This is a genomic window from Komagataeibacter melomenusus, from assembly GCF_013155395.1.
Lineage (GTDB): Bacteria > Pseudomonadota > Alphaproteobacteria > Acetobacterales > Acetobacteraceae > Komagataeibacter > Komagataeibacter melomenusus.
Genome location: NZ_JABJWC010000034.1, coordinates 16302 through 38319 on the forward strand (window position 1 = coordinate 16302; position 22018 = coordinate 38319).

18 protein-coding genes and 1 pseudogene are annotated in these 22018 nt (G+C 65.6%); 8 read left to right on the top strand and 11 right to left on the bottom strand.

Annotated elements, in window-relative coordinates; translation table 11 throughout:
• Positions 1-7: 7 nt before the first annotated feature.
• A pseudogene (gene rsmA / locus HNW77_RS12495) lies at positions 8-859 on the top strand (16S rRNA (adenine(1518)-N(6)/adenine(1519)-N(6))-dimethyltransferase RsmA); the annotation flags it as partial.
• Positions 860-875: 16 nt separating this feature from the next.
• Here rsmA and HNW77_RS12500 read toward each other — a convergent pair.
• The 9 genes from HNW77_RS12500 to HNW77_RS12540 form a co-directional block, all read right to left on the bottom strand.
• The gene (locus tag HNW77_RS12500; protein WP_172158033.1) at positions 876-2099 is read right to left on the bottom strand and encodes an SAM-dependent methyltransferase; all 1224 of its coding nucleotides are present in this window, start codon (positions 2097-2099) and stop codon (positions 876-878) included.
• Positions 2100-2219: 120 nt separating this feature from the next.
• On the bottom strand, positions 2220-2810 hold the full coding sequence (gene rplI, locus HNW77_RS12505) for a 50S ribosomal protein L9 (RefSeq protein ID WP_159262227.1): 591 nt from the start codon (positions 2808-2810) through the stop codon (positions 2220-2222).
• Between the two features lie 13 nt (positions 2811-2823).
• Entirely contained in the window at positions 2824-3099 is a 276-nt protein-coding gene (rpsR, locus tag HNW77_RS12510; protein WP_061271282.1) for a 30S ribosomal protein S18, read from the bottom strand.
• A gap of 6 nt (positions 3100-3105) precedes the next feature.
• Positions 3106-3591, bottom strand: coding sequence for a 30S ribosomal protein S6 (rpsF, locus tag HNW77_RS12515; protein ID WP_110567293.1), 486 nt, complete (start codon positions 3589-3591; stop codon positions 3106-3108).
• 159 nt (positions 3592-3750) lie between these two features.
• Positions 3751-4305: a hypothetical protein gene (locus HNW77_RS12520; protein ID WP_172158035.1), complete on the bottom strand. Its 555-nt coding sequence runs from the start codon at positions 4303-4305 to the stop codon at positions 3751-3753.
• 95 nt (positions 4306-4400) lie between these two features.
• Complete coding sequence (locus HNW77_RS12525; RefSeq protein ID WP_172158067.1) at positions 4401-5003, bottom strand: GNAT family N-acetyltransferase; 603 nt, start codon at positions 5001-5003, stop codon at positions 4401-4403.
• Entirely contained in the window at positions 4993-6972 is a 1980-nt protein-coding gene (gene rpoD, locus HNW77_RS12530) for an RNA polymerase sigma factor RpoD (RefSeq protein WP_172158036.1), read from the bottom strand. The genes HNW77_RS12525 and rpoD overlap by 11 nt, the downstream gene beginning before the upstream one ends.
• Before the next feature lie 220 nt (positions 6973-7192).
• Complete coding sequence (gene dnaG / locus HNW77_RS12535; protein ID WP_172158038.1) at positions 7193-8986, bottom strand: DNA primase; 1794 nt, start codon at positions 8984-8986, stop codon at positions 7193-7195.
• A gap of 22 nt (positions 8987-9008) precedes the next feature.
• Entirely contained in the window at positions 9009-9467 is a 459-nt protein-coding gene (locus tag HNW77_RS12540) for a GatB/YqeY domain-containing protein (protein ID WP_172158039.1), read from the bottom strand.
• A 153-nt stretch (positions 9468-9620) separates the two neighbouring features.
• Here HNW77_RS12540 and carA point away from each other — a divergent pair, with 153 nt between their 5' ends.
• The 4 genes from carA to HNW77_RS12560 all read left to right on the top strand — a co-directional run bounded on the left by carA (position 9621) and on the right by HNW77_RS12560 (position 16102).
• Entirely contained in the window at positions 9621-11018 is a 1398-nt protein-coding gene (gene carA / locus HNW77_RS12545; protein ID WP_172158047.1) for a glutamine-hydrolyzing carbamoyl-phosphate synthase small subunit, read from the top strand.
• A 13-nt stretch (positions 11019-11031) separates the two neighbouring features.
• Complete coding sequence (carB, locus tag HNW77_RS12550) at positions 11032-14286, top strand: carbamoyl-phosphate synthase large subunit (protein ID WP_172158053.1); 3255 nt, start codon at positions 11032-11034, stop codon at positions 14284-14286.
• Between the two features lie 134 nt (positions 14287-14420).
• Entirely contained in the window at positions 14421-14894 is a 474-nt protein-coding gene (gene greA / locus HNW77_RS12555) for a transcription elongation factor GreA (RefSeq protein ID WP_078524521.1), read from the top strand.
• 11 nt (positions 14895-14905) lie between these two features.
• Positions 14906-16102 carry a threonine ammonia-lyase gene (locus HNW77_RS12560; RefSeq protein WP_172158054.1) on the top strand — a complete coding sequence of 399 codons (1197 nt, stop codon included), beginning with the start codon at positions 14906-14908 and terminating at the stop codon, positions 16100-16102.
• Positions 16103-16287: 185 nt separating this feature from the next.
• Here HNW77_RS12560 and upp read toward each other — a convergent pair whose 3' ends face one another.
• Complete coding sequence (gene upp / locus HNW77_RS12565) at positions 16288-16947, bottom strand: uracil phosphoribosyltransferase (protein WP_172158056.1); 660 nt, start codon at positions 16945-16947, stop codon at positions 16288-16290.
• Between the two features lie 110 nt (positions 16948-17057).
• A complete protein-coding gene (gene msrB, locus HNW77_RS12570) occupies positions 17058-17459 on the bottom strand; it encodes a peptide-methionine (R)-S-oxide reductase MsrB (protein ID WP_172158058.1) in 402 nt (133 codons plus the stop codon).
• Positions 17460-17552: 93 nt separating this feature from the next.
• Between msrB and gpmI the strand changes: the two genes are divergently transcribed.
• The 3 genes from gpmI to HNW77_RS12585 form a co-directional block, all read left to right on the top strand.
• The gene (gene gpmI, locus HNW77_RS12575; RefSeq protein WP_172158059.1) at positions 17553-19109 is read left to right on the top strand and encodes a 2,3-bisphosphoglycerate-independent phosphoglycerate mutase; all 1557 of its coding nucleotides are present in this window, start codon (positions 17553-17555) and stop codon (positions 19107-19109) included.
• A gap of 38 nt (positions 19110-19147) precedes the next feature.
• Positions 19148-20473, top strand: coding sequence for a murein hydrolase activator EnvC family protein (locus tag HNW77_RS18080; RefSeq protein ID WP_187353255.1), 1326 nt, complete (start codon positions 19148-19150; stop codon positions 20471-20473).
• 147 nt (positions 20474-20620) lie between these two features.
• Positions 20621-22018 (top strand): S41 family peptidase (locus HNW77_RS12585; RefSeq protein ID WP_172158062.1); only part of this gene is annotated, 1398 nt, incomplete at its 3' end.

Here is a 22018-nt window from a genome sequence, read left to right on the forward strand (position 1 = left end):
CGCTGCCATGACCATGCCACAACGCCCCCATGGGCTTGAGCCGCTGCGCGACACCATTGCGCGGCATGGGCTGGATGCGCGCAAGGCGCTCGGGCAGCACTTTCTGCTTGATCCCGGCATTACGGCGCGGATCGCGGCCCTGGCGGGCGATCTTGCGGGGCAGCATGTGGTCGAGGTCGGCCCCGGCCCCGGTGGCCTGACCCGCGCGCTGCTTGATACAGAGGCGGCCAGCATCATTGCCGTCGAGGTCGATCCACGCGCGGTGGCGGTCATTACCGAGCTTGCCACCCATGCGCCGGGCCGCCTGCAGATCATCGAGGCGGATGCCATGCGCCGCGATCTCGCCACGCTATGCCCCGCTCCGCGCCAGATCATTGCCAACCTGCCCTATAACGTGGGCACGCCGCTGCTCGTGGGCTGGCTGCGGCAGGCCAGTGCCTGGTCACGGCTGACGCTCATGTTCCAGCAGGAAGTAGCCGAGCGCATCTGTGCCGCCCCCGGCTCCGAGCATTATGGCCGGCTGGGCGTGCTGGCGCAGTGGACATGCCGGTGCGGAGTGATGATGCATATTCCCCCCGGCGCGTTCTCGCCGCCACCCAAGGTCCATTCCGCCGTGGTGGGGCTGATCCCGCATGCGCAGCAGCCCGATGCCGCGCTGTTCCGCGCCATGGAGCAGGTAACGGCCGCAGCCTTCGGGCAGCGGCGCAAGATGCTGCGCGGGGCGCTGAAATCCATCGGCGGCGAAGCACTGCTGGCCGAGGCGGGGATTGAAGGCAGCCGCCGGGCGGAAACGCTCGGGATCGCGGATTTCGACCGTCTGGCCCGCCTGCATGCCCGCCGCAGCACGGCTGTGGCCTGAAAAGATAAAAGTTGGCTTAAGCAGCACTTTCCACCCGCTGGCCCCGCGTCATCATGTAATCACGCGCCAGCGGCAGGGCATCGATTTCACGCGAGAGCGTAAGCTGGAAGTTCATGTGCCCCTGCACGCGAAACGCCAGTTCCGACACCACCAGATAGAACTCGAACATGCGGCAGAAACGCTCATCATACAGCCGGGCGATCTGGGCGCGCCGGGCGGCGAAGCGCGTGCGCCAGTGGGCGATGGTGCGGGCGTAATGCAGGCGCCAGATCTCGCAATCGGCCAGCCACAGCCCGGTGCGTTCCACGGCCCCCACCACCTCGCTCACGGCGGGGGAATAGCCACCGGGAAAGATGTAGCGGTCGATCCACGGATTGGTCACGCCCGGCCCTTCCCGGCGGCCTATGGCGTGCAGCACCATCACGCCATCGGGCCTGAGCGCGCGGCGCATGGCGGCAAAGAAGGCCGGGTAATGCGCCACCCCCACATGCTCGAACATGCCGACTGAAATGATCCGGTCATACTGCCGGGCCACAGTGCGGTAATCGAGCAGTTCAAAGCGTGCCCTGCCCTCCAGCCCTGCGGCCCGCGCCCGGTTCTGCGCAATGTGCAACTGCTCGCGCGACAGCGTGATGCCGGTGACATGCGCGCCGTAGTCACGCGCCAGCGTCAGCCCCAGCCCGCCCCAGCCACACCCCACATCCAGCACGCTCATGCCGGGGCGGTGCAGGTGCAGCTTGGCGGCGAGATGATGCTTCTTGGCGGCCTGTGCCTCGGCCAGCGTTTCGTGCCCGGTGGGGAAGTAGCCGCAGGAATACTGCATGTCCTCATCAAGGAAATGCCGGTACAGCGTGCTGTCGAGGTCATAATGATGGGCGACATTGCGCCGCGCGCGCCCCCGGGTGTTATCCTGCAGCCATGACCGCGCCATGTAGCGCAGGGTGGAGAACACGCGCTCGCCTGCCGGGCTGCGCTCCATCACGTTGCGCATGAGCACATGCATCAGTTCATACAGCGTGCAGCCCACGGGGCATAGCGTGCCCGCCATGTAGGCCTCGCCCACCTTCAGCGCCGGGTCGAGCAGCAGGGCGCGCGCGGTGGCCGCATCGGCAAGGCGCATGGCGGCCTGCGGGCCGGGGCGCCCCGCGTAGCTGCGCCGGTCTCCATCAGGGTAATAGACCTCGAGCCGGCCGGATGTGATGAAATGGGCGAACGCCCGGTCCAGCAGTACAGGCGCCATCGGTCTTCTCCCCGCATGCCTTATGCTGCAACCCGAACGGCAAAAGCCCGGAAGAGTTTCCTCTTCCGGGCTTTCACAACCAGTCCAGCCACCCGCCAGGCGGGCGACGGATCAGGTCAATCAGACAGCCGGAGTTTCCTCAATGGCGGTTTCTTCCGAAACTTCGCCTTCGGTTACCACGCCTTCATCAGCCAGTGTGGGCTCGTCGTCGAGATCGACGCCGATTTCCTCGCCACGGGCCTGACGCTCTGCTTCTTCCTCAGAGCGGGCAACGTTCACGGTTACCTGCATGGACACTTCCGGGTGCAGGGCGACGCTGACGTCATACAGGCCAAGCTGCTTGATCGGCTCGGGCAGGATCACCTGGTTACGGGTGATGGTCAGGCCAGCTTTGGTCGCCGCTTCAGCGATGTCACGGGTCGTGACCGAGCCGTACAGGCTGCCGCTGTCACCCGCCTGGCGGATCAGGATGACCGACAGGCCGTGCATGCGCTCGGACAGGCGCTCGGCCTCCTCGCGGTTCTTGAGGTTCTGGGCCTCAAGCTGCACGCGCTCACGCTCGAAGCGCTCGCGGTTGTGTGCGTTGGCGCGGATCGCCTTGCCCTGGGGCAGCAGGAAGTTGCGGGCATAGCCCGGCTTCACCGTGACGATCTCGCCCATCTGGCCCAGCTTCTCGACGCGCTGGAGCAGGATGAGTTCTACTGCGGACATGATTCTGCCTCCCTCAGCTTACAATGTAGGGCAGCAGGGCCAGGAAACGCGCACGCTTGATGGCCTGGGCCAGTTCACGCTGCTTCTTGGCGGAGACTGCCGTGATGCGGCTGGGAACGATCTTGCCACGCTCGGACAGGAAGCGGCTCAGCAGGCGCACGTCCTTGTAGTCGATCTTCGGCGCGTTGGGGCCGGAGAACGGGCAGGACTTGCGGCGACGGTAGAACGGACGGCGCGCGCCAACCGCAACGCGGCGGGCGGCGGGGTTGATCTCGGTGGTTTCAGACATCAGCTCTTACTCCGCTTCGGCGCTGGCAGTGGCGTTGGCGCGCTGCTGTTCTTCACGCTCGTTACGGGCGCGGAACTCCTCGCGGTCATCGAAATTGCGGCGCGTGCCACGGCCACTCTCGAAACGGCCGGTGGGCTTGGGCCCACGGAAGCCACGCTCACGCTCGTCACCCTTGCGCGACAGAATGACGGAGGGTGCCTCGTCGATCTCGTCGATGCGCAGGGTCAGGACGCGCAGGATATCTTCGTTCAGGCCGAGCTGGCGCTCGATTTCCTTGACGGCGGCGGCAGGCGCATCAAGGCCGAGGAGCATGTAGTGGCCCTTGCGGTTCTTCTTGATACGGTAAGCCAGCGTGCGCAGGCCCCAGTATTCGCGCTTCTTGATGGAGCCGGATTCGGCTTCCAGGTAGGTGGCGATGCCATCAGCAATGGCTTCGACCTGCTGCTGCGACACGTCATTACGTGCGATCAGCACGGTTTCATACAACGGCATTGGTACTCCCTTCGGATCACTTCAACCCCCGCATGGCCGGACACGGTCCGCCATGTTGCCCACAGGGCACGGGTATAGCCGGGGGCGATGCCACGCACCCGGCAGGGAAGGAGCGGGTTGAAACACAAACCCCGCCCCCACACAAGGAAAAAGTACGGTTTACTTCGGATCTTTCGGCGCCAGCCACGTAAAGACGGGCTCGGGCGAGACCAGTTGCGGCTCGTCATGGCGGAACCCGGTCACCGATTTGACCACCGCCAGCGGCACGCCAAACATCGGGCCGGGGCCATGCGTCCCGCCATGCGCCATCATGGCACGGGTGGCGGCAAAGGCCTCCTCATGCAGTGCGGACACACCAGGCGGGGCCTCACCGCGTATCTCGAGCGCAAGCATTTCTCCCCCGCGGCCGTCATGCACCACGCTCCAGCGTTCCTCGCCCGCATCGTATCCCTGCGACCGGCTGACGGGGTCAACGCTGCCCACGTCACACGTGACCAGCATGCCCTCGCGCGCCAGGCTGTTGCGGTCGTAATCGGCCAGAAGTCCGCTGTCGTTATCGACGCGGATGACAAACCACCCGTTGGGCAGGTCGGCTATGGCGTAAGGTGCCTCACCACCCGGATCGGGCGTGCCGGTGTCATACAAGCCAAGCGCATCGATCAGGCCAGCCCGATCCACGCCATGGAACTTGTAGTAGGATACGTCGAACTCCATTTCCCTCTCTCCAGTTATGAGGATAGGGAGGAAATGGTAACGTGTTCGTGTTATAACAATATCCGGAATACTATTTTTATGCGCATATTCGCCTGTCAGGCCAGCCGCAGCCGCGCAGGCGGCACAAGGCCGAGGGCATGCGGAATGGTCCAGACCTCATGCAGGGTGCGCACCTTGCGAAACCCCGCCCGCAGGTAATTGGGCAGCGCGCGCGGATGGTCGGCCGAGCAGGTATTGACCCGGAGGGCCGCAGGCCGCAGGCCCCACGCCCGCGCCACCATGTTGTGCAGGAAAGCCTGCCCCACCCCGCGCCCGATCCAGGCGGGCAGCAGGCCAAAATAGGCGATATTCACGTCAGGCCCGTAGCGGCTGTCGAGTTCGCAGAAACCGGCAGGCTCACTGCCATCATAGAGCACATGCACGGCAATGCCGGGGCCTGAAAGCAGGCGGGCCAGATCGGCATCGGGCATGACGCGGCGCAGCCACCAGCAGTAATCCTGCCCCACCCCATCATACAGCGCGCGGTACCACGCAACACCGGGGCGGAAGGTCTGGCGGATGGTGTAGCCCGGCGGCAGCGCCGGGGGCTGGCCGGGGGGCGGACGGTCCATGCACAGGAACGTCACATCCACCCCGACCCGTGTTCCACCCCCATCCGGCGCGTTGCCGCCGGGGGCACATGGAACCTCAGTTATCATCAAGGAACGAGCGCAGCTTGCGGCTCCGGCTGGGGTGCTTGAGCTTGCGCAGCGCCTTGGCCTCGATCTGGCGGATACGCTCGCGGGTGACGTTGAACTGCTGGCCCACTTCCTCAAGCGTATGGTCGGTGTTCATGCCGATGCCAAAACGCATGCGCAGCACGCGTTCCTCACGCGGGGTGAGCGAGGACAGCACGCGCGTCGTTGCCTCGCGCAGGTTGGTCTGGATGGCGGCATCAAGCGGGATGACGGCGGCCTTGTCCTCGATGAAGTCACCAAGGTGGCTGTCTTCCTCGTCACCGATCGGGGTTTCGAGCGAGATCGGCTCCTTGGCGATCTTGAGCACCTTGCGCACCTTTTCCAGCGGCATGCCCAGCTTCTCGGCCAGTTCCTCGGGGGCGGGCTCGCGCCCGATCTCGTGCAGCATCTGGCGCGAGGTGCGCACGAGCTTGTTGATCGTCTCGATCATGTGCACGGGAATGCGGATGGTGCGCGCCTGATCGGCGATCGAGCGGGTGATGGCCTGCCGGATCCACCACGTGGCGTAGGTGGAGAACTTGTAGCCGCGGCGGTATTCGAATTTGTCCACCGCCTTCATCAGCCCGATATTGCCTTCCTGGATCAGGTCAAGGAACTGCAGGCCGCGATTGGTGTATTTCTTGGCAATCGAGATCACGAGGCGCAGGTTGGCCTCGATCATTTCCTTCTTGGCGCGCGCCGAATCCCGCTCCCCGCGGGAGACGGTGGCATAGACGCGGCGGAACTCGCCTACCGGCAGCCCGGTTTCCTGCGTCAGTTCGGCCACCTGGTTGCGCAGGCGGATCACCGTCTCGGCATGCTTGGCCAGGAAGTTCTTCCACGACTTGGCGGGCAGGGCCGCGACCATGTCCATCCAGCCCGGATCGAGTTCGCGGCCACGGTATTTGAGCAGGAAGTCATCACGCGAGACGCGGGTGCTCTCGGCAAGGCGCAGCATGCGGCCTTCAAGCCCGTTGAGGCGCTGGAAAATGCCCTTGAGATGCTCGACCAGCACCTCGATGCGGGCATTGTGCAGGTGAACCTGCTGCACCTTGCCCACCAGTTCCAGGCGCAACTGCTCGTAGCGGGCTTCCTCATCGGCGGAGATTTCGAGCCCGGCGGTGAATTTCTCCAGCCGCTCGGCCTGCACCTTGTGCAGCGCCTCGTACAGCGCCTCGACTTCCTGGAACTGCTCGAGGATCTCGGGCTTGAGCTTTTCCTCCAGCGCGGAAAGCGACAGGCCGGCCCCTTCGCCCTCACCCTCGCCTTCACTCTCGTTTTCCTCGGTCTCTTCGGCTTCGTTGCCCTCGTTCCCGGCAAAGGCGTCCTCGCCCTCGGCGGCCTCGGCGGGGTCGTTGCCGCCTGCCTGCATGGCCTCGAGGTCAACGATGTCACGCAGCAGCATCTCGCCAGCCTTGAGCCGCTCATGCCACGAAATGATGGCGCGGAAGGTCAGCGGGCTTTCGCACAGGCCGCCGATCATCTCGTCGCGACCCGCCTCGATGCGCTTGGCGATCGCGATCTCGCCCTCACGCGAGAGCAGCTCGACCGAGCCCATCTCGCGCAGGTACATGCGCACCGGGTCATCGGTGCGGCCAAGGCTTTCGGTATCGACGTTACCGGCGGCGGGTTCCTCGCTCTCGGTTTCTTCCTCGGCGGTGTCGTCGCTCTTGGCTTCGGCGGGGGCGGCGGCCTCGGTGTCGTCGTTATCCTCGTTCTCGACCACCTGCATGCCCATCTCGGAAAGGGCGGCCATCACATCCTCGATCTGCTCGGAGGACATCTGGTCCTGCGGCAGGACGGCGTTGAGTTCGTCAAACGTGATGTAGCCGCGTTCCTTGCCGCGCGCGATCAGTTTCTTTACGGCGCCGGAGCGGGTGTCCAGCAGGGTTGTATCGTTGTCCTGATCCCCTGAAGCCGTGTCCGTACCCGTGGCTGTCTTTGTCGCCATGCCCGATCAATCCCTACCCAGCAAATCCGTTTACACGCGTGCGCCCAAACCAGCCCGCGCACAGGGGCCGCGCCCTTTGCCCCGCCCCCTGCATGCAGCGGGACAGGATACGGCCAATCATACCGTTTTCATCTGCATTTGTCTGGTGCAGGTGGTCGATAACATGGCCGAAGTCAAGGGCACGCGGGCGCCATTTCATTCAATCGGCCCATTTTCAGCCTCATTCCTCATCCTCGTCACCGCCGCGGCGCAGGGCGTCGAGGGCAAGCAGGCGGGTGCGCAGGCTGTCCCATTGCGCCTCGTCCGGCGTGCCCGCGCACAGGCGCTCGGTATCGGCGCGCAGTTCGGCGGCGAAGCGCTCCACGTCGAGCAGCCCGTAGAAATGCCACCACGCCTGCACGGGGTCGGTGTCAAACAGGTCGGCATCCGCAGCCTGGCCGCGCCGCCCGCGCGTGGCCTCCACGCGCTGGCGCACATCGGCCAGGCCGGCGGCGGCGAGCCGGGCGGCAAGCTCATCCGCATCGGGCAACGCCTCCCCGCTGTCATACAGGTCGAGCAGTTCCTCGCGCAGGGCGGCGAGGTCGGCGGGCAGTTCGAGGCTGCAATAGGCATCCTGCACCGCGTCGAGCACGCTGGGCTGCTCAAGCAGGATGGCGCTGAGAATGCACTGGCGCTGCAGGTCGGCCGCCATGGGGGCAACCGGCGCCGTGGCCACGGCCACCCGTTTCGTGCCGCCACGCCCATCACGGCGGAAGGTCTGGAAAAAACTGTCGAGCAGGGTCGAGCGGTATTCGGCGGCCAGCGTCTTGTCGGGTATGAGGGCCGCCACCGCCACGAGCCTGCGCCGCAGGGCCGCGCGCTGCTCGGGGCCGGGGTCGCGCACGCCCTCGCTCATCAGCCCGAACAGCACCTGCCCCATCGGGCGCGCCCCTTCGATCATGGCGGCCATGGCAGCGCTGCCGTGGCGGCGCACGAGGCTGTCGGGGTCCTCGCCCTCGGGCAGGGTGCAAAAGCGCAGCGTGCGCTCGACATTGAGCAGCGGCAGCGCGGTCTCCGCCGCCTTCACCGCCGCGCGCTGGCCCGCGCCATCGCCATCGAAGCACAGCACGGGTGCGGGTGCGACCTGCCACAGCGCCTCGAGCTGCTCGGCGGTGAGCGCCGTGCCCAGCGGCGCCACCGCGCCATGAAAGCCTGCCTGGTGCAGTGCGATCACATCCATGTAGCCTTCAACCACCAGCAGCTCGGCCCCTGCCCCGCTGCCACGCACGCCCTCGCGCGCGCGGTCGAGGCCGAACAGCACCCGCCGCTTGGAGAAGAGCGCGGTCTCCGGCCCGTTGAGGTATTTGGGCTGGCCATCGCCCAGAATGCGCCCGCCAAACGAGACCAGCCGCCCGCGCCGGTCGCGGATGGGAAAGGTCACGCGGTTGAAGAACAGCTCGCGCTGCGGCGTGCCACTTTCATCGGCGCGCATTACCCCCGCATCACGCAGCATGGCGGGTGTTATGTCGAGTTTGGCCATTTCGGCCACCAGTTCGCCCCGCCCGGCACCCGACCAGCCCAGGCCGAAGCCAGCGATGGTGTCATCCGTCAGGCCACGGCCGTGCAGGTAGGCCAGCCCGTCGCGCCCTTCGGGTTCATATAGCCTGCGCTGCCATGACTGCTGCACGGCCTCGAGCACATCGCCCAGCGTACGGGCCTGCTCGGCACGTTCGCGCTGCACGGGGTCGGGCCTTGGCATGTCCATGCCCGCCGCCGTGGCCAGTTCCTCCACCGCCTCGGGGAAGGAACGGCCCTCGCTCTGCATGACAAACGTGATGACATCGCCATGCGCCTGGCAGCCAAAGCAGTGGTAGTGGTCATCATACACGTAAAATGATGGCGTCTTTTCCCCGTGGAAGGGGCAGCACGCCTTCCAGTATTTTCCCGAGCGCACCAGCTTGGTCCGCCGCCCGATCACGGGGGCGATGGGCGTGCGGGCACGCAGTTCGTCAAGGAATGCGGGGTCAAGCGCCATCGTTACACGACCTCCGGCGCGATCAGGCCGAAAGCCGCGCGCGCACCACGGGCGAGGCGCTGGCCGGGTTCAGTGCCGCGCCAAACTGCTCCTTCAGCGCTGCCATGACCTTGCCCATGTCCTTCATGGAGGTGGCATCGGTGCGCTCGATCGCTTCGCGCACGGCGGCCTCGAGAGTGGCGTCATCAAGGTCGGGGGGCAGGTAGTCGCGGATGATCGCGATTTCGGCCTCTTCCTTTTCGGCCAGTTCGGGGCGGCCACCCTTGAGGTACATCGCTGCCGATTCCGTGCGGGACTTGATCATGCCGCGCAGCATGGCAATCACCGCCTCATCGCTCACCTGGTCCTCGCCCTTGGCGCGGCCTGCGATATCGACATCCTTCAGCTTTGCCGTAATCATGCGGATGGTGCCGACCTTTTCGCTCTGGCCAGCCTTCATGGCGGTTTTCAGGTCATCCATGAAACGTGCGCGCAGGGACATGACTGTCAACTCCTCTGCCCGGCGGGAGGGCACGATGCCCCCTTGCATGCCGGGAATAATTTTCCCAATGTCTCGGTATAAGGCCATGTGGGAATTTTCTTCCCAATTACCAGAGACGCTGTTAGGCAATACTCCCGGAAGGGACATCATCCAATGCCGATGACGATAGAAAACATTATCGAACGCCTTGGCGGGGCCGAACAGGCCGCGAAGCTGACCGGCGTCAGCACCGAGGCCATTCGCAAATGGCGGCAGGCCCGCGCCATTCCGCCCAAGCACTGGACCACCGTGCTGCGGGCGACCGGCCTGTCACTGTCCGACCTGCAACCCGCCACAGAATCCGACCGACCGGAGCCCCCGATGAGCACGTCAAACCCGATCGCACCGGCCGAGAGGCCCAAAGCTGCGACAGCCGCCCTGATCCTGGCCGATGGCACCATCCTGTGGGGGCGCGGATTCGGCGCGTACAGCACGGAGCGCGCGCTGGGCGAGATCTGCTTTTCCACCGGCATGACCGGCTACCAGGAAACGCTGACCGACCCATCCTTTGCTGGCCAGATCATCACCTTCACCTTCCCCCATATCGGCAATACCGGCACCACGCCGGAGGATGATGAAGCCACCGCCATCAACGCCCGCGCGCTGGTGGTGAAGGAAGACCTGACCGCACCCGCCAACTGGCGCGCGACCGAATCGCTCGATACGTGGCTGAAAGCCCAGAACGTACCGGGCATCTGCGGCATCGACACCCGTGCCATCACGCGCCGCATCCGCGAGGGCGGGCCGCAGACGGCCATCGTGGCCTACCCGGCGGACGGCAAGTTCGACCTGCCTGCCCTGCTGGCACAGGCCCGCGCCTGGCCGGGGCTGGAGGGCATGGACCTGGCGCGTGAAGTAACCTGCGCCAAGCCTTACGGGTGGAGCGAGGGCGTGTGGCAGTGGCCGCACGGCACCGCCCCCCTGCCCGCGAAGCGCCGCAAGGTGGTGGCCGTTGATTACGGGGCCAAGCGCAACATCCTGCGCTGCCTGGCCACGGCTGGCTGTGACGTGACCGTGGTGCCTGCCACCACCACGGCGGAGGAAATCCTCGCCCTCGACCCCGCGGGCGTGTTCCTGTCCAACGGGCCGGGCGACCCGGCGGCAACCGCCAGCTATGCCGTGCCCGCCATCAGGGGCGTGCTCGCGGCGGGCAAGCCGGTATTTGGCATCTGCCTGGGCCACCAGCTTCTGGCCCTCGCCCTCGGCGCCAAGACCTACAAGCTGGCGCGTGGCCACCGGGGGGCGAACCAGCCGGTCAAGGACCTCGAAACCGGCAAGGTGGAGATCACCAGCCAGAACCACGGCTTTGCGGTCGATGACACGTCGCTGCCCGCCGACGTGCGCGCCACCCATACCAGCCTGTTCGATGGCTCGAACGAGGGCATCGCCACCAGCCGCTACCCCGCATTCTCGGTGCAGTACCACCCCGAGGCCAGCCCCGGCCCGTCAGACAGCCACTACCTGTTCCGCCGTTTTGTCGACCTGATCGACACCACAACCAAGACCGCGTGAAAGCCGACCCGACATGCCCAAACGGACAGACATCAGCTCCATCCTGATTATTGGCGCCGGCCCGATCGTGATCGGCCAGGCGTGCGAATTCGACTATTCCGGCGCACAGGCCTGCAAGGCCCTGAAGGAAGAGGGCTACCGCGTCATTCTGGTCAACTCCAACCCAGCCACGATCATGACCGATCCGGGGCTGGCGGATGCGACCTATATCGAGCCGATCACCCCGGAATTCGTCGAGCGCATCATCCTGCGTGAAAAGCCCGATGCGGTCCTGCCCACCATGGGCGGGCAGACGGCGCTGAACACCGCCATGGCGCTCGACAAGTCCGGCTTCCTCAAGAAGCACAATGTCGAGCTGATCGGCGCCAATGCCGAGGTGATCGACCGCGCCGAGGACCGCCAGAAATTCCGCGAGGCGATGGACGAGATCGGCATCGAGAGCCCGCGCAGCCTGATCGCCCATACGCTGGATGAAGCACGCGCAGCCCTTGCCACCGTGGGCCTGCCTTCGGTCATCCGCCCGTCCTTCACCATGGGCGGCTCGGGCGGCGGCATTGCCTATAACAGGGAGGAATTCGACCGCATCGTCACCTCCGGGCTTGATGCCTCCCCCACCACGGAAGTCCTGATCGAGGAATCCGTGCTGGGCTGGAAGGAGTACGAGATGGAGGTCGTGCGCGACACGGCTGACAACTGCATCATCATCTGCTCCATCGAGAACATCGACCCGATGGGCGTGCATACCGGCGATTCCATCACCGTGGCCCCTGCCCTGACCCTGACCGACAAGGAATACCAGCGCCTGCGCGACATGTCGCTGGCCTGCCTGCGCAAGATCGGGGTGGAGACCGGTGGCTCGAACGTGCAGTTCGGCATCAACCCCGCCGATGGCCGCGTCGTGGTGATCGAGATGAACCCGCGCGTGTCGCGCTCCTCCGCACTTGCCTCCAAGGCAACCGGCTTCCCCATCGCCAAGATCGCAGCCAAGCTGGCGGTGGGCTACACGCTTGATGAACTGACCAACGACATTACCGGCAGCACGCCGGCCTCGTTTGAACCCACGATCGATTACGTGGTGGTCAAGATCCCGCGCTTTACGTTCGAGAAGTTCCCCGGCACGCCTGCGCTGCTGTCCACGAGCATGAAGTCGGTTGGCGAGGCGATGGCCATTGGCCGCTCCTTCCCCGAGGCGATGCAGAAGGGCCTGCGCTCGATGGAAATCGGGCTGGCGGGCCTGGACCCGGTCGAGGCACCGGGCGATGGCGGGCCGGATGCCTTCCGCGCAGCGCTTTCGCAGCCGCGCCCCGAGCGCATCCTCATGGCGGCACAGGCCCTGCGCGCGGGGCTGAGCGTGGAAGACATTCACGATGCCTGCCGCTTCGAGCCGTGGTTCCTGCGCGAGCTGGCCAAGATCGTGGCCGCCGAGCACGCGGTGGTGCGTGACGGCCTGCCCGAGGATGCCGACAGCCTGCGCGCACTCAAGGCCATGGGCTTCTCCGACATCCAGCTTGCCCGCCTGTCCGGCACGCAGGCCGATGAGATCGCGAAGCTGCGCGAAGGCCGGGGTGTGACCCCTGTGTACAAGCGCATCGACACCTGTGCCGGTGAGTTCGCCTCCCCCACGCCCTACATGTATTCCACCTATGAAGGCGGGTACGGCGTGCCGGAATGCGAAAGCAGGCCGACCGACCGCAAGAAGATCGTCATCCTTGGTGGTGGGCCGAACCGTATCGGCCAGGGCATCGAGTTCGACTATTGCTGCGTCCATGCCGCCTATGCCCTGCGCGAGGCCGGTTTCGAGACGATCATGGTCAACTGCAACCCCGAGACCGTCTCGACCGACTATGACACGTCGGACCGCCTGTATTTCGAGCCGCTGACCGCCGAGGACGTGATCGCCCTGATCCGCCGCGAGCAGGAGAACGGCACGGTTCTGGGCTGCATCGTGCAGTATGGCGGGCAGACCCCGCTCAAGCTGTCACGCGCGCTCGAGGCCGCGGGCATTCCCCTGCTCGGCACCCCGGCCGATGCGATCGACCGCGCGGAGGACCGCGAGCGCTTCCAGACCATGCTGCACAAGCTTGGCCTGCGCCAGCCCGCCAACGGCATTGCCCGCAGCCCGGCGGAAGCCGAGGCCGTGGCCGAGAAGATCGGCTACCCCGTCGTGGTCCGCCCGTCCTACGTGCTGGGCGGGCGCGCGATGGAGATCGTGCATGACCGCGCCAGCCTGCAGCGCTACATGCGCGTAGCACTCCAGCTTGCGGGCGCTGAAGTGGCCAATGGCCCGGTGCTGATCGACCACTACCTGAACGATGCGATCGAAGCCGACGTGGACTGCATTGCCGATGGCGGGGAAGTCTATGTGGCAGGCGTGATGGAACACATCGAGGAGGCGGGCATCCATTCGGGTGACAGCGCCTGCTCGCTGCCGCCCTACACGCTCTCGCCCGCCATCGTGACCGAACTCAAGGCCCAGACCGAGGCCATGGCGCGTGAACTCGGCATCGTGGGGCTGATGAACGTGCAGTACGCGATCAAGGGGCAGGAGATCTTCGTGCTCGAGGTCAATCCCCGCGCCTCGCGCACCGTGCCCTTCGTGGCCAAGGCGACCGGCGTGCCGGTGGCCAAGATCGGCGCGCGGGTCATGGCGGGGGCGAAGCTGGCCGAGTTCCGGCTCGATGACCGCGCCGTCGCCCCGCATGTGGCGGTGAAGGAGGCGGTCTTCCCCTTCAACCGCTTCCCCGACGTGGATACGATCCTTGGCCCCGAGATGCGCTCGACCGGCGAGGTCATGGGGCTTGATGCCTCGTTCGAGCGTGCCTTCGCCAAGTCGCAGCTTGCAGCGGGCGTGAAGCTGCCGCTTTCGGGCACGGTGTTCCTGTCGGTGCGCGATAGCGACAAGGCGGCCGCCAAGTCGATCGGCCGCCTGCTGGTCGAGATGGGCTTCAAGGTCGTGGCCACGCGCGGCACCGCCAAATACCTGCGTGAGGCCGGCATTGCGGTGGACGTGATCAACAAGGTGCTCGAAGGCCGCCCCAACTGTGTCGATGCCATCCGCTCGGGCGAGATCCAGATGGTCATCAACACCGCCCAGGGTGCCCAGGCGGTCAGCGACAGCTTTGACATCCGCCGCTCCGCACTCACCCACGGCATTCCGCACTACACCACCATTGCGGGGGCGCGGGCCGCGACGCATGCCATTTCGGCCATGCGCGAGGGGGTTCTTGAAGTCGCGCCGCTTCAATCCTATTTTAAGGGATCATTCTGAGCGCATCGCCACGACGCGGGTGGTCTGCTGGTCCCTGGGCTGGCAGGCTGCCCGCGTCGTATTACAGGCAATACGCCCGGACACAGCAACCAACCGTCAGTTGCGCAAACTGACCTTCACCTCGGGGACAAACCTTGCAGAAATTTCCGATGACAGCCCCCGGGCTCGAACGGCTTGAAGACGAACTGCGCAAGCTCAAGAGTGAAGAACGCCCCGCGATCATACGTGCCATTGCCGAAGCGCGGAGCCATGGCGACCTTTCGGAAAACGCGGAATACCATGCAGCCCGCGAACGCCAGTCCTTTACCGAAGGCCGCATCCAGGAACTTGAGGAAATCGTCTCCTCCGTCGAGGTGATCGATCCGGCCTCGCTCTCGGGCGACCAGGTCAAGTTCGGCGCGCGCGTGAAACTGGTGGATGAGGAAACCGACAAGGAAGCCACCTACCAGATCGTGGGCGTGTACGAGGCCGACATCAAGCAGGGGCTCCTGTCCATCTCCTCGCCGCTGGCCAAGTCGCTGATTGGCAAGAGCGTGGGCGACAGCGTATCCGTGCCCGCCCCCGGCGGCGACCGGACCTACGAAATCCTGGAAGTTACCTACGGCTAGGCCATGAACCCGTGATCACGCTTGAAGACATCACCGCTGCCGCAAAGCGGATAAAGGGGCGCGTACTGCACACGCCTACCATACCGTGCCAGACCCTCTCGCGCGCGATCGGCGCGGATATCGTGCTCAAGCTCGATAACCTGCAGGCGGTGGGCTCGTTCAAGGAGCGCGGGGCGGCCAACAAGCTTGCCCTGCTGACCCCGGCCGAGCGTGAACGCGGCGTGATTACCGTATCAGCGGGCAACCATGCCCAGGGTGTTGCCCGCCATGCCTCGCTGCTGGGCATTGACGCGGTGATTGTCATGCCGCGCTTCACCCCTGCCGCCAAGGTCACGCGCACGGCCGCGTGGGGGGCCACCGTGGTGCTGGAAGGCGACAACTTTGCCGAGGCCACGGCACATGCCAACATGCTGTGCCAGCGCGAAGGCAGGGTGTTCGTGCACCCCTATGACGACCCCGAGGTCATGGCCGGACAGGGCACGTTTGCGCTCGAACTGTTCGAGGATGCAGGCCCGCTCGATACGTTTGTCTGCCCCATTGGCGGCGGCGGCCTGCTTTCAGGCTGCGCCGTGGCCGGGCGGGCGCTCCAGCCGGGCATGGACATCATCGGCGTGCAGGTGGAAAACTATTCCTCGCTCGCAGGCTTCCCCGGTGATGAGGTGATGCCGCCGGGCGGCGCCACCATTGCCGAGGGCATTGCAGTGCTGCAGATCGGCCGCCAGCCGCTCGAGGTCATTCGTGAACTCGTATCAAATGTGCTGGTCGTGCCTGAAAGTGCGATTGAAACGGCCATTACCATGCTGGCCGAAGGAGCCAAGCAGGTAAGCGAAGGCGCGGGCGCCACGGCGCTGGCCGCCGTGCTGACCTATCCCGAACTGTTCCGGGGCAAGCGCGTGGCGCTGCCCATTACGGGTGGCAATATCGACAGCCGCATCCTGGCCAATACCCTGCTGCGCTCGCTGCTGCGCGACGGGCGACTGTTATGCCTGAAGATGGAAATACCCGACCGCCCCGGCGTGCTGGCCGACATCTCGCGCAAGATTGGCGATGAGGGCGGCAACATCATCGAGGTCTCGCACCAGCGCCTGTTCACCACGCCCAGCGTGCAGGCTGCCGAGCTTGAGGTCATGATCGAGGCGCGTGACCCCGAACATGCCAGGGCACTCGAGGCCGAACTGGCCAAGACCTATATCGTGCGCCGCGCCTGACGCGGGCGCCCAAAACAGAAGATAAAAGTTTTTGGTGAAGCTTTTTTCAAAAAGCTTCGAAGAACGCCGCCTTTTTGAAAAAAGACGGCACCCAAAAACTTTTATCATTTTTTATCAATGAATTATTTTTAAACCGTTGCTTAAAATCACAGACCTGCAGGGCAGCATATATAGCTCCGTGGGTTTCATTTCGTACCAAACAGCCGGTCACCCGCATCGCCCAGGCCAGGGCGGATATAGCCGTGCTCATCCAGCCCGCGATCAATGGCGCAGGTCACGATCCGCACATCGGGGTGCGCGCGGCGCAGGCAGGCCACCCCTTCGGGCGAGGCAAGCAGACATACGAACACCATCCTGTTGCACCCGGCCTGCTTCAGCCGGTCAATGGCCGCCACGGCGCTGTGGCCCGTGGCCAGCATGGGGTCGACCACAAGGCAGATGCGGTTGCCGACATCATCGGGCAGCTTGAGGTAATATTCGACCGGCTCCAGCGTTTCGGGGTCGCGGTACAGCCCCACATGGCCAATACGCGCCGAGGGTACGAGGTCGAGCAGCCCGTCAAGAATGCCATTGCCCGCGCGCAGGATGGAAACAAGGCACAGCTTCTTGCCCGCCAGCCGCCATGCCTCCATGCGCTCGAGCGGGGTGTCGATTTCAACCGGCTCAACCGGCAGGTCGCGCATCGCCTCATAGCCCAGCAGCAGGCTAAGTTCACGCGCCAGCCTGCGGAATTCCCCGGTCGAGGTCTGGCGTTCGCGCATCAGCGTCAGCTTGTGCTGCACCAGCGGGTGATCGACAACAACAACACCCGCATCATGCGGGGGGGCAGGCTCGGTCATCTTCATTCCTTATACACAGTCATGAAAGTTTTCGGGGGCCGCCTTTTTCACAAAGGCGGCCTTCTTCGAAGCTTTTTGAAAAAAGCTTCACCAAAAACTTTCTCCCGGTGCCTGCTTCAGGCGGCACCGTCACGCGGCACGAATGTCAGGGCCAGCCCGTTCATGCAATAGCGCAGCCCGGTCGGCGGCGGCCCGTCGGGAAACACGTGGCCCAGATGCCCGTGGCAGTGCGCGCAGTGCACCTCCGTGCGGGTCATGCCGTGGCTGGTATCGGTGGTGGTGCCCACGGCGCCGGGTATGGCCTCGAAAAACGAGGGCCAGCCGCTGCCACTTTCATATTTCGCGGCGGAATGGAACAGCGGCGCGCCACAATCCGCGCAACGATATTCACCAGCACGCTTTTCATTGTTCAGCGGGCTGGAGCCGGGGCGCTCGGTGCCGTGTTCGCGCATGATGCGCAACTGCTCGGGGCTCAGGCAGCCGCATGCGGCGGCCCCCTTGCTTGCGGGATCAGACATGGCTGCTTCCTTCCTTTGGCTACAGAGGCATTTGACGCTGAACGCTTTTAGGGCATCATGCCATACAAAATAAAACAGGGAGAAAATAACCCCATGAACGACCATGAATCGGTGAACAGGCCCCCCCGCCCCGTCATGCTGGTGGTGCTTGATGGATTCGGCTGGCGCGAGGATGACGCCAATAACGCCGTCAGGGCCGCCCGTACCCCCGCTTTTGATAAATTATGGGCGACCGGCCCCCGCGCCTTCCTCAAGACCTGTGGCGAGGATGTGGGCCTGCCAAACGGGCAGATGGGCAATTCCGAGGTTGGCCACCTCAATATCGGCGCGGGCCGCGTGGTCATGCAGGAACTGCCACGCATCAGCACGGGCCTGGCCGATGGCACGGTGGCGAACAGCGCGGTGATGCACGATTTCATTGCCGCGCTGAAAAAAACCGGCGGCACCTGCCACCTCATGGGCCTCGTCTCGCCCGGCGGCGTGCATGCGCACCAGGACCACGCGGTAGCCCTCGCCCGCATCGTGCGCGCGGCGGGCGTGCCGGTGACCATGCACATCTTTACCGATGGCCGCGACACCGCCCCGCAATCCGGGCACGGCTATGTGTGCAGGCTGCTCTCGGCCCTGCCCGAGGGCACGCGCATCGGCACCGTGTCGGGCCGCTATTACGCCATGGACCGCGACCGCCGCTGGGAGCGGGTGGAGAAGACCTACAACGCCATCGTGGCCGGTGAAGGCCCGCATGCGGGCGATGCGCTCGACGTGCTCGACAAGGCCTATGAGGCGGGCACCACCGATGAATTCGTCATCCCCACCGTCATTGGCGAATATGGCGGCATGCGCGATGGCGACGGGGTGCTGAGCTTCAACTTCCGCGCCGACCGCATCCGCCAGTTGCTCGATGCGCTGCTCGAACCGGGTTTTGAAGGGTTCACCCGCACGAAGCTCGTCAATCTGGCCGCCGTCACCGGCATGACCCGCTACAGCGACCGGCTGGCCGAACTGATGACCGTGCTCTTCCCGCCCGAGGCGCTGCACGACCTGCTGGGCGATGTGGTGAGTGCGGCAGGGCTGAAGCAACTGCGCATGGCCGAGACGGAAAAATACCCCCATGTCACCTACTTCCTCAATGGCGGGCGCGAAGCGCAGCTTGCGGGCGAGGACCGGATCATGGTGCCCTCCCCCAAAGTCGCGACCTATGACCTCCAGCCCGAAATGTCGGCCCCCGAACTGACCGACCGCGCAGTCGAGGCGATCGGCAGCGGCAAATATGACCTGATCGTGCTCAACTTCGCCAATGCCGACATGGTGGGCCATACCGGCGTGCTGGCCGCCGCCATCAAGGCGGTCGAGGCGGTCGATACCGGGCTGGGCCGCATTGCCAGCGCCATCGAACACGCAGGCGGCGCATTGCTGGTCACCGCCGATCACGGTAATGCGGAAACCATGTTCGACCCCGAAACCAATGGCCCCCATACCGCCCACACGCTCAACGTGGTGCCCGTGGTGCTGGCCGGTGGCCCACGGGGCGTGGGGCTGCATGATGGCCGCCTGGCCGATCTGGCGCCCACGCTGCTGCAACTCATGCACCTGCCCCAGCCCGCCGCCATGACCGGGCGCTCGCTGCTTGATGGGCCTGCGCCATCCTGACACCACGCCTGCACCCTGAGGCCCGCTGGCCGGTCCGCCTGGCCAGCGGGTTCGTGTTTTTATGCGCAGCCCATGCACCGGCCGGGGCCGTATCCACCCATGCGGGGGGCGGCACGGCCCATGCCCGCGCGGGTCATGCCACGCACGCCACACCCCATGCCGCCACGGCCAGCGAGCAGCGCATCCGCCAGCAACTCGAGGCCGCGCGCACAGCACATGAAACCCTGCTGGCGCGCGAGCAGCAGCAGGCCCATGACCTCGAGGCCCGCCGCAGGGAAGAGCAGCAGGCGCGTGAACAGGCCCGTGCGGATGCCGAGAAAGCCGCCAGCCTGTCCGCCGCCACGGTGGATGCCACCGCCCGGCTGCAACAGACCGAGCAGCAGGCCGCCGACCTTGATGACCGTATCAAGGACCTGCATGCCGAGCAGGCCGCCCTTCGCCAGCAGCTTGCAGCCCAGGTCGCCCGCCTCGCCCCCCTGCTGCCACTGGCCGAGCGCCTGTCGCTCTACCCCGCCGACACCCTGCTGGCCGTGCCGCTGCCAGCCGACCGCGCCGTGACCGGCCTGCTGGTGGTGCATGGCATGATGACCGACATCGCCCGGCAGGCCCGCGCCATACATGACCGCCGCGCCCGCCTGCTTGCACTTGATGGCGAACTGGCCAGCCAGCAGCAGCAGATGCGCCAGGTGGTAACCCAGCGCGAAACCCAGCGCGATACGGTCAACCGCGCGGCCCATGCCGCCCTCGAGGCCCAGCAGCGCTCGAATGCCGCAGCCCAGAGCGCGACCCAGGCGGTGGAAGACGCCGCCCGCCGTGCCTCAAGCGTGCAGGACGCCATCACCCGCATCGAGGAAACCGAGGATCAGGCCGAAAAAAACCTGGAACAGGCCGCCCGCGCCGCCGAGCGCGCGCATAACATGCAGGCCGCCACCGCCGCCCGCCGCCAGGCGCATGAAATGGCCGATGGCGCCGGCCCCGGCATCAGCACCGCCAACGCCAGCGCGGGCGCGCCCGTGGCGGGCACGGTGCTGACCGCCTGGGGCCACCCGACCGAAAGCGGGCCTGCCACCGGCATCACCTACGCGCCCCCCTCGCGCGCCAGCGTGCGCGCGCCATGCACGGGGCGCATTGATTTTGCCGGGCCATTCCGTACCTATGGCCAGATGATGATCCTTGACTGTGGCAAGCATTACCGTTTCGTGCTGGCGGGCCTGGGCGAGATCGCGGTGGCCGCGGGCCAGCAGGTCAGCCACGGGGCGGCGGTGGGCCAGATGCCGCAATGGAGCGGCAGCGGCGCGCGGCCCACCCTGTTCGTGCAACTGCGCCACGGGGGGAGCACGGTCAACCCGGCGCCATACCTGTAATGGCGCGCAAGGCGGTTTTATCCCCACGCAGGTTCGGTATATGCTACCGACCCGTGACGGATGGGCAAGACCACGTTACAACGCAACGCGAAGATTACGTGCAGGCCTGCCGGAGCATGGCGGCGGGCACCCAGGAGACAACGACGCATGAAATTCCGTAATGGCCTGCTGATCGGTTGCGCCTTTCTTGCAGGGATCGTGGCGGCCCCGCAGATTGCCCACTACTCAGCCAGCAGGTGGGGCGGCCTCGCCCCCATGGCCCATGCGGCGGATGCAGTCTCGAAGGATGACAACTCCCCCCAGGAAATCGAACAGCTCATGTTCCTGTTCGGTTACGTGCTGGAGAAGGTGAAGGCCAATTACGTCGAGCCGGTCTCGACGCGCGATCTCATCACCAACGCGCTCAACGGCATGCTGAGCGGGCTGGACCCGCACTCCTCCTACATGACCGAGAAGCAGTTCTCCGACCTGCAGGTCCAGACCAAGGGCTCGTTTGGCGGCCTCGGCCTCGAAGTGCAGGGCGAGGACGGACACGTGCGCGTGGTCTCCCCCATTGATGACACGCCCGCCGCGCGCGCAGGCATCAAGCCCGGTGACTTCATCGTGGCGATTGATGGCAAGAACATCGATGGCCAGCCGCTCGATCAGGTCGTGACCCGCATGCGCGGCAAGCCCGATACGCGCATCACCCTGACCCTGATCCGTGAAAAGACGCCCAAGCCCGTCATCGTCACGCTCACGCGCGCCATCATTCCGCTGCAGGTCATAAAGTCCGCGCTGTATGACAATGTGGGCTATATCCGAATCGCGCAGTTCAACGAGGAAACGCAGTCCGGCCTGATGGCGGCCTACAAGAAGCTGCAGGCCCAGACCCATAACAGGATGGCGGGCCTGATCATCGACCTGCGCTCCGACCCCGGCGGCCTGCTGACACAGGCGATCGACGTGGGCTCCGACTTCATCCGCAGTGGCGAGATCGTCTCCACCCGCGCCCGCCATGCGCAGGACAGCCAGCGCTGGGATGCGCATAATGCCGACATTACCGGCGGCCTGCCGATCGTGGTGCTGATCAATGGCGGCTCGGCCTCGGCCAGTGAAATCGTGGCCGGTGCGCTGCAGGACCACCAGCGCGCCGTGCTGCTGGGCGAGAAGACATTCGGCAAGGGATCGGTGCAGACCATCCTGCCCATACCCGGCGAGGGTGCAATCCGCCTGACCACGGCGCGCTACTATACGCCGTCGGGCCGGTCCATCCAGGGGCTGGGCATCATCCCCGACATTCCCGTGCGCGAGGCGCATGATGATAGCGGCTACAGCATTCACGAGGCCGATCTCGCCCACATCATCAAGAACCGGGGCGGCAACACGGCCCAGCCGCCCACGCGCACCGACCTGCCCGCCATAGCCAAGACCATCCCGGCGCAGCCGCCCGCCAACTGGCCGGAATACGACCCGACCAAGCCCACGACCGACTTCCAGCTTCAGGAAGGGCTGCGGGTCGTGCGCGCCATGGCCGGGCTGCCGGTGCCCCCCGAGCCGCCCGCC

Coding starts and splice junctions, on each gene's coding strand:
- HNW77_RS12500 (WP_172158033.1), bottom strand. CDS start 2,099: ATGGCGCCTGTACTGCTGGACCGGGCGTTCGCCCATTTCATCACATCC.
- rplI (WP_159262227.1), bottom strand. CDS start 2,810: ATGTCCGCAGTAGAACTCATCCTGCTCCAGCGCGTCGAGAAGCTGGGC.
- rpsR (WP_061271282.1), bottom strand. CDS start 3,099: ATGTCTGAAACCACCGAGATCAACCCCGCCGCCCGCCGCGTTGCGGTT.
- rpsF (WP_110567293.1), bottom strand. CDS start 3,591: ATGCCGTTGTATGAAACCGTGCTGATCGCACGTAATGACGTGTCGCAG.
- HNW77_RS12520 (WP_172158035.1), bottom strand. CDS start 4,305: ATGGAGTTCGACGTATCCTACTACAAGTTCCATGGCGTGGATCGGGCT.
- HNW77_RS12525 (WP_172158067.1), bottom strand. CDS start 5,003: ATGATAACTGAGGTTCCATGTGCCCCCGGCGGCAACGCGCCGGATGGG.
- rpoD (WP_172158036.1), bottom strand. CDS start 6,972: ATGGCGACAAAGACAGCCACGGGTACGGACACGGCTTCAGGGGATCAG.
- dnaG (WP_172158038.1), bottom strand. CDS start 8,986: ATGGCGCTTGACCCCGCATTCCTTGACGAACTGCGTGCCCGCACGCCC.
- HNW77_RS12540 (WP_172158039.1), bottom strand. CDS start 9,467: ATGTCCCTGCGCGCACGTTTCATGGATGACCTGAAAACCGCCATGAAG.
- carA (WP_172158047.1), top strand. CDS start 9,621: ATGCCGATGACGATAGAAAACATTATCGAACGCCTTGGCGGGGCCGAA.
- carB (WP_172158053.1), top strand. CDS start 11,032: ATGCCCAAACGGACAGACATCAGCTCCATCCTGATTATTGGCGCCGGC.
- upp (WP_172158056.1), bottom strand. CDS start 16,947: ATGAAGATGACCGAGCCTGCCCCCCCGCATGATGCGGGTGTTGTTGTT.
- msrB (WP_172158058.1), bottom strand. CDS start 17,459: ATGTCTGATCCCGCAAGCAAGGGGGCCGCCGCATGCGGCTGCCTGAGC.
- gpmI (WP_172158059.1), top strand. CDS start 17,553: ATGAACGACCATGAATCGGTGAACAGGCCCCCCCGCCCCGTCATGCTG.